14 protein-coding genes and 1 pseudogene are annotated in these 10,276 nt (G+C 69.0%); 9 read left to right on the forward strand and 6 right to left on the reverse strand.

What is annotated here, in order from left to right; all coding sequences use genetic code 11:
* Window positions 1-235: 235 nt before the first annotated feature.
* Window positions 236-688, reverse strand: coding sequence for a hypothetical protein (locus ABZU75_RS42850; protein WP_355568038.1), 453 nt, complete (start codon window positions 686-688; stop codon window positions 236-238).
* A gap of 341 nt (window positions 689-1,029) precedes the next feature.
* On the opposite strand from ABZU75_RS42850, the gene ABZU75_RS42855 reads away from it, so the two are divergent.
* Both ABZU75_RS42855 and ABZU75_RS42860 read left to right on the forward strand, forming a co-directional pair.
* Complete coding sequence (locus ABZU75_RS42855) at window positions 1,030-1,389, forward strand: BlaI/MecI/CopY family transcriptional regulator (RefSeq protein WP_350930412.1); 360 nt, start codon at window positions 1,030-1,032, stop codon at window positions 1,387-1,389.
* Window positions 1,386-2,333: a M56 family metallopeptidase gene (locus ABZU75_RS42860; protein ID WP_355568042.1), complete on the forward strand. Its 948-nt coding sequence runs from the start codon at window positions 1,386-1,388 to the stop codon at window positions 2,331-2,333. The genes ABZU75_RS42855 and ABZU75_RS42860 overlap by 4 nt, the downstream gene beginning before the upstream one ends.
* 34 nt (window positions 2,334-2,367) lie before the next feature.
* Here the strand turns inward: ABZU75_RS42860 and ABZU75_RS42865 are convergent, their stop codons facing one another.
* Window positions 2,368-2,550: a hypothetical protein gene (locus ABZU75_RS42865; RefSeq protein WP_355568045.1), complete on the reverse strand. Its 183-nt coding sequence runs from the start codon at window positions 2,548-2,550 to the stop codon at window positions 2,368-2,370.
* 609 nt (window positions 2,551-3,159) lie between these two features.
* On the opposite strand from ABZU75_RS42865, the pseudogene ABZU75_RS42870 reads away from it, so the two are divergent.
* From ABZU75_RS42870 to ABZU75_RS42900, 7 genes and pseudogenes are all read left to right on the forward strand, one after another.
* Window positions 3,160-3,432: pseudogene (locus tag ABZU75_RS42870) on the forward strand (hypothetical protein); the annotation flags it as partial.
* On the forward strand, window positions 3,425-4,036 hold the full coding sequence (locus ABZU75_RS42875) for a DUF3105 domain-containing protein (protein WP_355568048.1): 612 nt from the start codon (window positions 3,425-3,427) through the stop codon (window positions 4,034-4,036). The pseudogene ABZU75_RS42870 and the gene ABZU75_RS42875, both read left to right, overlap by 8 nt.
* A gap of 56 nt (window positions 4,037-4,092) precedes the next feature.
* Window positions 4,093-4,677 carry a DUF305 domain-containing protein gene (locus ABZU75_RS42880; RefSeq protein WP_355568051.1) on the forward strand — a complete coding sequence of 195 codons (585 nt, stop codon included), beginning with the start codon at window positions 4,093-4,095 and terminating at the stop codon, window positions 4,675-4,677.
* Window positions 4,658-5,203: a hypothetical protein gene (locus ABZU75_RS42885; protein WP_355568054.1), complete on the forward strand. Its 546-nt coding sequence runs from the start codon at window positions 4,658-4,660 to the stop codon at window positions 5,201-5,203. The genes ABZU75_RS42880 and ABZU75_RS42885 overlap by 20 nt, the downstream gene beginning before the upstream one ends.
* A 13-nt stretch (window positions 5,204-5,216) precedes the next feature.
* Complete coding sequence (locus ABZU75_RS42890) at window positions 5,217-5,681, forward strand: hypothetical protein (protein WP_355568057.1); 465 nt, start codon at window positions 5,217-5,219, stop codon at window positions 5,679-5,681.
* 40 nt (window positions 5,682-5,721) lie between these two features.
* Window positions 5,722-6,396, forward strand: a complete 675-nt coding sequence (locus tag ABZU75_RS42895; protein WP_355568060.1) for a DsbA family protein — start codon at window positions 5,722-5,724, stop codon at window positions 6,394-6,396.
* Window positions 6,393-7,034 carry a vitamin K epoxide reductase family protein gene (locus ABZU75_RS42900; protein WP_355568063.1) on the forward strand — a complete coding sequence of 214 codons (642 nt, stop codon included), beginning with the start codon at window positions 6,393-6,395 and terminating at the stop codon, window positions 7,032-7,034. Before ABZU75_RS42895 ends, ABZU75_RS42900 begins: the two co-directional genes overlap by 4 nt.
* A 7-nt stretch (window positions 7,035-7,041) precedes the next feature.
* Here the strand turns inward: ABZU75_RS42900 and ABZU75_RS42905 are convergent, their stop codons facing one another.
* From ABZU75_RS42905 to ABZU75_RS42920, 4 genes are all read right to left on the reverse strand, one after another.
* Window positions 7,042-7,761, reverse strand: coding sequence for a copper resistance CopC family protein (locus ABZU75_RS42905; RefSeq protein WP_355568066.1), 720 nt, complete (start codon window positions 7,759-7,761; stop codon window positions 7,042-7,044).
* Window positions 7,762-8,484: 723 nt separating this feature from the next.
* The gene (locus ABZU75_RS42910; protein WP_355568069.1) at window positions 8,485-9,390 is read right to left on the reverse strand and encodes a cation diffusion facilitator family transporter; all 906 of its coding nucleotides are present in this window, start codon (window positions 9,388-9,390) and stop codon (window positions 8,485-8,487) included.
* On the reverse strand, window positions 9,390-9,746 hold the full coding sequence (locus ABZU75_RS42915; protein WP_355568072.1) for a metalloregulator ArsR/SmtB family transcription factor: 357 nt from the start codon (window positions 9,744-9,746) through the stop codon (window positions 9,390-9,392). Before ABZU75_RS42915 ends, ABZU75_RS42910 begins: the two co-directional genes overlap by 1 nt.
* Window positions 9,747-9,836: 90 nt before the next feature.
* Window positions 9,837-10,276 (reverse strand): transposase (locus ABZU75_RS42920; RefSeq protein ID WP_355568075.1); only part of this gene is annotated, 440 nt, incomplete at its 5' end.

Below are 10,276 nucleotides of genomic sequence, written 5' to 3' on the forward strand. Positions count from 1 at the left end.
GGGACCCAGAGCACCGGGGTGTTGCCGACCACGTGCTCGGGGGCGTGGCAGGTGGCTCCGGTGATCAACTGGCTGAGCGAGGTGCTGGCGATCTGCGATGAATTGAGGGTGTGTGTCATGATCCGTTTCCCATGGTTGCGATGTGGTCGACTCGCTTTTGGGCACGCGGAAGCGACGGCTCACGCCGATCGTGTCGAGCTTTGAGTCGTTGCCAAGGGGCCCGGTGGGCTGGCTTCTATATGCGGGAAACGGATTTGAGAACGAGCAACACAGCCCCCGGCGGCGGGCACACCGGCCGCGAAGATCGCTGGGCGGGCGGCGGTGAGAGTGTCGCGGACACCTCAGTGATCATCGGGTCGCCGACGGCAGAGCCGGTCTGCGGCAGGGGGCGCACATCGGTGATCTGCGCCCCGGTGGCCGCGCCACACAGGCGATGATCATGATCGGCGGGAAGACGAGGGCACGGTGCGTGCTCGTGCGACACCGCAGCGACCGCGGAGGGGGTTTCGGTGTTCGAGCCGCCGACGGAGGTCACAGTCTGCACGCCGGGCGCATGATGGTGCGCCGCATGAGCGTGAGCGGCGACGTACAGCGCCAGATGGATCAGCACGACGATGCCGAGTACGGTCAGGCACAGCGTGAAGGCGACGCCTCCACGCCGCGCGACTCGCCGCATCGATCCGATCATGACCACGAACATACATTACCCTGTGTGACCGTTCACATCCGGGATGTGATTTAGTGTTCCGGGAGGGCGTCCACGAGCGGCGGCACCGGCTCGCGGAGCACAGCGCGTCAACCGCGTGGCGGCAGACTTACGGCGGCTGAGGCCATGCTGGCCGAGCAGATGTCGAGGGCGTTCGGAGGCGGGCCGCACCCGGCCGCCATCACCCCGTCCCTCTGAGAGGTGATTTCGGGAATGGAGTGTCCGCGAGCCGGGTGCTCTCTTCACGGGCGCGGGTCACCCGGGCGCGGGCCGGTAACCTTCATCGTGGGAAACAACCATGACAGAGGCGAAGGGGCTGACAGGTGCGGCTCGGCAACCTGGAACGTTCGATCATGGAAGCGTTGTGGAACCATCCCGAGGGCGTGTTCGCCCAGGACCTGGCCGACGCTCTGCCCTCGGCGCCTGCGGTCACGACCGTGTTGACGGTGCTGGTGCGGCTGTCGCGCAAGGGCCTGGTCACCCGGGAGCGCAGTGGCCGGGCCCATCTGTATCGCGCCGCGGGCGGCAAGGACGTCTTCGTCGCCGAGGCCATGCGCCAGGTACTGGACGGCGCCGGTGATGTGGAGGCCGCGGTCAGCCGTTTCGTCGGCAGCGTGTCGCCGCAGGTGGCCGCCGCGCTGCGCGAGGCGCTCGACAACCGGGACCTGGGCAAGACGTCGTGATCGTCTGGCTGGTCGCCGCGGCCGTGGCGCTGGTGCCGCTGCTGGCAGGAGGCCGGATCGCCGAGCGGCTCGCCGGCGCCGGGTGGACGCATCGCTGTCCCCGCGCTGCCCTGGTCATGTGGCAGGCGATCGGGCTGGCCGGCGGACTGGGAGCGGTCGGCATCGGCCTGGTGGCCTCGGTGGCGCCGCTCGCAGCGGTGTTCCCGCACGGTGCGCACACTCTGATCCGTCAGATTCTCGACGGGCGGGGGCTGGACGGTCTGGGACCGGCGCACATCGTCGCGCTGGTGTGGAGCGCCGGTCTGATCGGCTGGCTGTCGTTGCACACCGTGCGGGCCGCGGTGCGCACGGTTCGAGCCCAAAACAGGCAACGGCTGCTGGTGGATGTCGCGGCCGACCCGTCGGTGCTCCACGACGTCTATGTGCTGCCCGGCGCCAGGCCGGTGGCCTACTGCATTCCCGGCCGCCGGGCCCGTATCGTGCTCAGCACAGGAACGCTCGACCTCCTCGATGCCGAGGAGACCGAGGCGGTGCTCGGCCATGAGCGGGCGCATGCCGCCGGGCGCCACGATCTGCTGCTGCTTCCGTTCCTGGCGCTCGCGCAGGCCTTCCCCTGGCTTCCCGCCGCGAGCACGGCCCGCCGGGTCGTCCCCGTGCTGCTGGAGATGCTGGCCGACGACCAGGCCCGCCGCGTACACGGAGAGCTGCCGCTGGCCCGCGCGCTGGTGCGGATGGCCGCCCCGGCGGCCGGCCCCGCCGCGGCGGGCAGCCTGGCGCTGGCCGACACGGCGGTCGTTCACCGCGTGGAGCGCCTTTTGCGCGGTCGTCCCCAGCAGCCGGGCTGGGTGCCGGCCATCGCCTACTGCGCCGCCGGCCTGCTGCTGAGCGGGCCCTTGGCCGTGCTGGTCGCGCCCGTGCTGTGTATCACCATCTGGCGGATCTGAGGCGCCGGGCCGCCACATACCGCAGGGGAAGCCTTTAGGAGATCGCCGGTGACAGGCGGCCCAGCGCCGGAACGAAGCGGCCCGTGATGGAGGCGTGGGTGCGGATCAGGTAGGGCTCCTCGACCACGCGGACCTGCAGTTCGAGCGCAGTGATGAGCGCGGCCAGGGAGGGCGATGAGGGCACCGGCAAGGTCCAGCCGATCGAGGTGGTGGCCATGGTGGTGAAAACGGGGTTGTGTACCAGCCGGAACGGCCCGCCGGTGACCAAGGCGGTGGGTTCGCCCTCGTTCGACGCCCGCCCGCCAGGATGCGCCCATCGCCGACTGCGACAGCAACGTGGCCGTGCCTGCGGCCAGGACCAGGACCGCCGCGCTGATCTGGATCGGGGCGGCCACAAAGGCGGCGATCGGTTCGACGACTCCCGCCAGCGCCGCGACCGGCGACAGCAGGCCGAGCAGGATCGCGGCGGCGAACAGAACTCCGGCCCACCATGCGGCGGAGAATGCCGGGCCGCTACTGCCGGTGCGGCGGCGGTGGAGCAGCGCCCGGACTCCGAAAGTGAGCGCCCCCAGAACCAGGTAACCGATCAAGTAGATCCACGTGGCGAGCATGGCCGCCCCTTCCCTTCAGCACGGCGATGGACGTTGCGTCGTGCCGGGCGACAGCCGGATGCAGGTCTGCTGGGCCTCGCCCTCTTGCCTGAGAGACGCCTTGCGCCCGCATCCAGCGCTCTGCCTGGTCGTGGTGCTGCTGCTGACCATCGGCGTGCTCGTCGTCGAGGTCATCGGCGCGGCACTGTCGGGCAGCCTGGCCCTGCTCGCCGACGCCGGGCGTCATCGACGTCCACGACCTGCACGCCTGGAGCATCACTTCAGGGCTTCCGGTCATGTCCGCCCACGTTGTGATGGAGGGTGGCGCCCTGGTGGACGGCTCCTTCGGTCAGGTGCTGGACCGGCCGCACGAGTGCCTGGCCGGTCACGCCGACCACGAAGGCGCACGGCACCGCCGAGAAGGTGAAGTACCCGCTCCTTATGGCTCCCATATCCGACATGATGTAGAACTTCTACGCCATGTAGAAACCAGGGAGCCCGATGAGTGACGACACGCGTGCAACGATCAAGGAACGACTTTCCGCCCTGCGGGCCCAGCAACGCCGGGCTGAGCGCCTGCGCACGATCGCCGTCGCCGGCGCGGCGGTGGTGGCGATCGGCGCGGTGGTCACGGCGGCCACCGTGCTGATCCTCCAGGAACGCGCCCGAACGTCACTGGAGGCGGTGCAGACCGTCGCCATCCCCCAGCGCGAGCACACCAAGGATCCGGTGAAGTACCCGCAAAGCCCGCCGGTCGGCGGCAATCACGACCCCGCCTGGCAAAACTGCGGCCTCTACAGCCAGCCGCTGCGCGCCGAGAACGTGGTGCACTCCCAGGAGCACGGAGCAGTGTGGATCACCTACCGGCCCGATCTGCCCATGGAGCAGGTGGAGAAGTTGCTCGATCTGGCCCGGGGCCGCGACTACATCATCGTCTCGCCTTATCCGAATCTGTCGGCTCCGGTGGTGGCCAGCGCCTGGGCCAAGCAGTTGAAGCTGGAGGGGGTCGAGGACCCGCGGCTGCCGGCGTTCCTGCGTGCCCACGTCCAGGGCCCGGCCACTCCCGAGCCCGGCGCGTCCTGTTCTGGCGGCATCGGAGAGCCCTACACATGATCCGGCTCCCCTTCCGGTGCCGGCGGCACTTCACCCTCGCCGCAGCGACGGTCCTGGTGATCGCGCTGACCGGCGCCGGCCTCGGCGTCCTGTATCCCCGGCCGCCTGCCGACGACTCGGTGGAGGCCGGTTTCGCCCGGGACATGCAGGCCCATCACGCCCAGGCCGTACGGATGTCGATGATCGTCCGAGATCGCAGCACCGACGCCGAGATCCGGATGCTCGCCTACGACATCGCGCTCAGCCAGCAGCAGCAGATCGGGCAGATGTACGCCTGGCTGCAGCTGTGGGACCTGCCCCAGGCATCCCTGGATGCGCCGATGGCCTGGATGCATCGAGCGCACCACTCCACGACCGGCACGACGCAGAGCATGACCTCCATGCCGGGAATGGCCACCGCCGCGCAGATCAAGCAGTTGGAACAAGCCGACGGGCGCGAGGCCGACGTGCTGTTTCTTCGCCTGATGATCCCCCATCATCAAGGCGGCGTGCAGATGGCGCAGGCCGCGCTGAACGCCACCGGTCAGCCGCAGGTCCGGCGCCTGGCCACCTCCCTCGTGGCTGCCCAAAGCAGTGAGATCGACCTGATGAAGCGCATGCTCACCACCCGGGGCGCCGCCGATGTACTCCCGGCTGGCTGAAGGAGCGCTGGTCAACGGCGCCCTGCGACGAAGGATGCGAGCCTTTCACACCTCCGCGGCGTTGATCGGGCTGCACGACAGCGTGCGTGGCGGACGCGCTCTGGGAATCGGCCGCGGCCAGGACTACAGGATCACCGCGTGCCTGGAGCGCGCCGGCGCGGCGACGGTCGACGTCATCGATCTGGGTGCCACAGATCGGCGCGCTCCTCTGGCCTCAGTGGAGGCCGGCTATGACATCGTGGGCGACTTCGCCGTCATCCAGTTCCTCAACCGCTGGCGCGGCGCCGTTGCACAGGTGGCGAGAATCCTTCGCCCCGGCGGTCTTTTCCATTTCGAGGTGTTCACCACCCGGGCGCTGAATCGACCGGCGGTGGGGCTTCTCTTCGACCGCTGCGGAGCTGAGCACTTCACCAGCGAGGACTTCCTTCACGAGCTCGACATCAACGGGCTGCCCCTCATGTGGCGGGCAACGCGGGAACGTGGCCAACTGCTCCTCGGCGTCGCCCAAAAGCCCCGAAACGACTAAAGGAGCCGCGGTCATGTCCCCGCGTGTGGCCCGCTACCTCCTCGGCGTCGCAGTTGCCGCCCTCACGGCCTTGGCCATCGGTACGATCGTGGGCGGGTCGGCGTCCTCGACGGGGATCGCCGGCCTTTCCGACGCGGGCGCCGCCATCGCCCGATGGGGGTTGCCCCTGGCCAAACTGCTGGCCGATCTCGCCGCCGCGGCCACGGCCGGCGCCTTGGTCGCCGCCATCCTGCTGCCCTCCGATAAGGGAATGCTGTCGCCAACGGCGCTGCCCTACATTCGAGCCGCCTCCTGGGCGGCGCTGAGCTGGGCGATCGCGACCGCGGTAGTCCTCCTGCTCACCTTGTCCGATGTTCTCGCGGTTCCGGCCGGCCGACTCCGGCGAGCACCTCCACGACGGGCGGCGCCTTTCAAAGGCTTCCCGACGGTCCTCACTTTGCTGTTGACGCCCCCACCTTCTACGTCTGGTAGAAGATAAGCGGGCGCGTACCGCGCAAAACCTCCTCCAGGAGCAGAACATGACGACGAATCTGAAGATAACCCTTATCATCGCCGCCGTGATGGCGGCGATCATCGCGGCGATCGCCGTGTTCGGTGACTTCGGAACGCAATCCACCAGACCCGCCGCCGATGCGGCCGGCGCGCAGAGCGCTCCTGCCCAGCTGCTGGTGCGCGAGGACAGCCACAGGCTGTCCACCGCGGCTGACGGCAAGGTCACGCTGGTGGAATTCCTCGACTTCGAGTGCGAAGCCTGCGGCGCGGCCTTCCCGCACATGGAGCGCATTCGCGCCGAGTACGACGGGCGCATCACCGTCGTGGTGCGCTACTTCCCGCTGCCGGGTCACCGCAACGGCGAACTCGCCGCACGAGTCGCCGAGGCCGCCGCCAAGCAGGGCAAGTTCGAGGCCATGTACGCCAAGCTGTTTCAGTCCCAAAAGCAGTGGGGCGAGGCCTCTGAATCCAAGGAGGCGTTCTTCACCGACCTGGCCCAGCAGGTGGGCCTGGACATGACCGCCTTCCCGTCCGACCTCACCGCGCCCGCGACCGCCCAGCGGGTGAGGAAAGACCAGGACGACGGAACGGCCCTCGGCGTCCAGGGCACCCCCACGATCTTCTTCAACGGCGCCCAGCTGACCGAGGCGCCCAGCTACGACAACCTCAAGGCCAAAATCGACGCGGCGCTCGCCTCGTGACCACCTCCGCCATCGACCAGCCCCCGATCACCGCTGAGGGCTCGTCCTCGTCCATCATCATCAGGGCGCTGCCGTTCGTGCTGACGATCGGCGGCGGCCTCGGCCTGCTGGCCGCGTTCTTGCTGATGATCGAACGTCTGCACCTGGCCGCCGATCCCACCTACGTTCCCACCTGCAGCATCAACCCGATCCTCAGCTGCGGATCGGTCATGAAGAGCGCCCAGGCCTCCGTCTTCGGCTTTCCCAACCCGCTGCTGGGCGTCGCGGCCTTCTGCGTCGTGACGACGGTGGGCGCGGCTCTGCTGGCCGGAGCCCGCCTGCGGACCTGGTTCTGGTATGGCCTGCAGCTGGGCACCCTGGCCGGCGTCGTCTTCGTGCACTGGTTGATCGTCCAGAGCCTGTACGTGATCGGCGCCTTGTGCCCGTACTGCATGCTCGTGTGGATCGCGACGATTCCCATCTTCTGGTACGTCACGCTCGCCAACCTGCACAGCGGCCGCATCGCCCTGCCGCGCGGCGTGCACCGGGCCGCCGCGGCGGCGGCCCGGTATCACACGAGCGTGCTCATGGTGTGGATGCTCGCCATCCTCGGCCTCATCCTGCAGCGCTTCTGGTCCTACTGGATCACGCTGATCTGAGATCCGGTCACTGGCCTGGGCGGCGACGCCTGCTCATGACGACGCTGAATACCGCCATGACGACGATGAAACCGACGACCACCCACAGGAACATCGACGGCCCGTCGGGCTCATTGGCCTGCGGGGTCATGGCCGGCTCCGCGGGCTGGGCGCTCGGCGCGGGAGAGCTCGGCGCGGGCGTGCCGGCGGTCTGCGAGCCACCCGCACTCGCACTCGAAGTGGAGGTGGGGGTGGCAGTGGGGGTCGAAGAGGCGATCACGGTGAACGGGATCTCGCCGGTGCGGGGATGGCCGTCGGAGGAGACCACCCGGAAACCGATCGTGTATCTACCCGCCGGAAGCGTCCCGGACAGCTTCTGGATGACCTTCTTGCCCCGCATGCCGGCCTCACCAGACTGGAATCGCTCGCCCGCGGCGTTCAACACCGCCACCTTCGGGAACTTCACCTCCCGTTCGAACTCCAACGTCACTTCGCTGACGTCGGAGACTTTGTCGTCCTTGGCCGGATTGCTGGACTTCAGCACGTCATGCGCCTGAACTGCCGTGATCGGCCACAGCGCCGCGATGAGAGCGACAAGAACGATCGCTGATCTGTGCAGGAACATGAAGTGGCTCCCTTTCGGTGGGGCGTGACCGCCTGCGCTGCGGCAGGCGCATGGGTGATCGACGTACTCGGACAGCGCGCCTGCGCCGAAGACCTGCCGCTCGGCGTGCACCTCGTTGCGCATCAACCAGGTGATCGTGGTGACGAAAGCCCCCTGACCACCGCGCGGACGCGATCTCGGGCGTGAAGCGGCCTTTGAGGCGTCAGGCTGACCATATGGAACTTCTACATTGTGTCGAAGGGAGGTGTCGAGCGCCCCACCGGTAGGGCTCAATGGCCATGTCATCGAGACCCCGCAGCCTGGGCAGGCTCATGCCGGGGGGCAGCAGCGATCACCGGCAGGGCTGCTCTCACCGGTGTCGGCGTCGTTCCCGGCGCGCCTGTTCCCGGGCCCGAACCAACGACACCGGGTGCGGATCCAGCTCAACGTCGCCCTCCGGTGGGGGCGACCACCGCTCCACTGGCGACACCGCCGCATCCAGCACCGCCTGTGCCGACTCATCGGCCCGTTTCCACCGGGTCTTTTCGGCTTCCGCAGCACGCTCGGCGCGCTGACTCGCGGCGCGCTGCCGGGCGAGGATCACCTGTGCCGCCCTCGGCGATTAGGCCAGGATGAACGCTGTGATGGTGGACTTGGACTCCTATGAACTCCTTTGGCCGACAGCATTGTTCGTCACCGAAGGACAGCGGGTCGCGCGCTCCAGCGGTGGAATGTGGAGCGATCGAGAGCGGGGACGGGCGCTCGGGGTGAGGCGCGAAGGCGTGAGGGAGCCGGGGCGGGACCGCTCACATCGGGGTCACCGCCACCGCCGCCGCTCGACCGCGGCCACACGGGGGTGAACGGTGTTCACCAGCCCAGTTCGTCGCAGCCCAGGTGGTCGGCCGGTTCGACCTGCAAGGTGGCGTGAGCCACGTTGTGGCGCCGGCGCAGCAGGTCGCGGGCCTGGTCCAAGACGGCGTGGCTGTCGGCGCCGTCTGAGGTGACCAGGTGGGCGGTGGCCACGTTCATGCCGGAGGTCAACGTCCACAGGTGCAGGTCGTGGACGTCGCGCACGCCCTCGACGGCCACCAGATCACCGGCAACGGCGGAGGCGTCCATACCGGCCGGGACGTGCTGGCCCAGGACCGCGAGCACCTGCCGTCCGAGGGAGATGGCGCGCACCGCGACGAAGGCACCGATGGCCAGCGCGACCAGCGTGTCCCAGATCGGCTGGCCGGTCGCCGCGACCAGCCAGCCGGCGGCGATGACGCCGACCGACCCGGCGGTGTCGGCCACCACCTCAAGGTAGGCGCCCTTGACGTTCAAGCTCTCAGCCGCGCCCGAACGCAGCAACAGCAACACGATCACATTGATGACCAGGCCGATGGCTCCCACGATGAGCATCGGCCCGGAGGAGACCTCGGCGCCGGCGCCGATCCGGCCCACTGCTTCGGCCACCACGTACACCGCCACGCCGAGCATCAGCAGCACGGCCAGCAGGGAGGCGAACACCTCCGCGCGGTAGGAGCCGTAGCTACGACGCCCCGTGGTGTCGGGGCGGGTGGCGATCCGGGTGGCCACCAGCGCGGCGCCCAGCGTCACCACGTCGGCGGCCATGTGCCCGGCATCCGACAGCAACGCCAGCGAACCCGATATCAACCCGTAGACCAGCTCGACCACGAAGTAGGAGCCGATCAGGGCGAAGGAGACCGCGAGCCGCCACCGGTGCCGACCCCCGGCGTGCCCATGCCCATGGCCGTGCCCGGTGCCCATCAGCGGGTTCCGCCGCGTTCGGGGTGGATGGCCTGGGTGTGCTCGGTGTGGGCGAGCGCAAGGTCGAGCAGCATCCGCACGTGCGCGTCCTCCAGCCGGTAGAAGGCCATCCGACCGGCCCGGCGGGCCGTCACGATGCGGTGCGCCCGCAACAGCCGCAGTGCGTGCGAGACCGCCGACTCGCTCTGGCCGCTCACCGCGGCCAGGTCGCACACGCACATCTCGCCCTCCAGCAGGGCCAGCAGCAACCGCAGGCGGCCTGGATCGGCCAGCAACCCGAACACCTCCGCGGTGTCGGTCAGATCCTGCGCGGCGGGCATCCGCTCACGCACCGCCGCCACCCGGGGCGCGTCCACTATCCGGGCGGTACAGCCGTCAATGGCCGCGAATCGCTTATCTGAAGAACTATTCATATATAAAGGTTAACGGCCGCCGGAGGCGACCTGTCAACTGATGCCCCGACTTTCTCGCTGTTTCGATGCTCGGGGCGCCGCTCGCCGCCCGGTGCCCCGATACGGCGTCCTGGTGCGGCAGACACCGGCTGCCAAAAGCGCGGTATCGGAGCGCACCCCCACCACGTAGGCGATGTTCCGTTCGGTCAAGGCCAGCCAGAAGGCCCCGTCTTGGCCATACCCTTCATCGGCGACCACCAGCGGCTCATCCAGCATGTCCACGGCCGGCCGCCATTTGGGCACATGCGCCACCTCCTCAGAGATCCGAACCCGGCGGCGGCGCGCCGTCACCGCTTCGGTATCCGGCACCCGCGGCGAGGACGGATCCCACAGCCGCCGGTTCGCCGGACACGACGCGGCGTCGGTGACCAGATGCACGCTCGGGGCGACCTGGCAGTTGGCCCTCTTGCCCGGCGCCCCGCGGTACTGCGCGG

Origin of the sequence: Streptosporangium sp. NPDC005286 (assembly GCF_040607515.1) — a bacterium.
Classification (GTDB): domain Bacteria; phylum Actinomycetota; class Actinomycetes; order Streptosporangiales; family Streptosporangiaceae; genus Streptosporangium.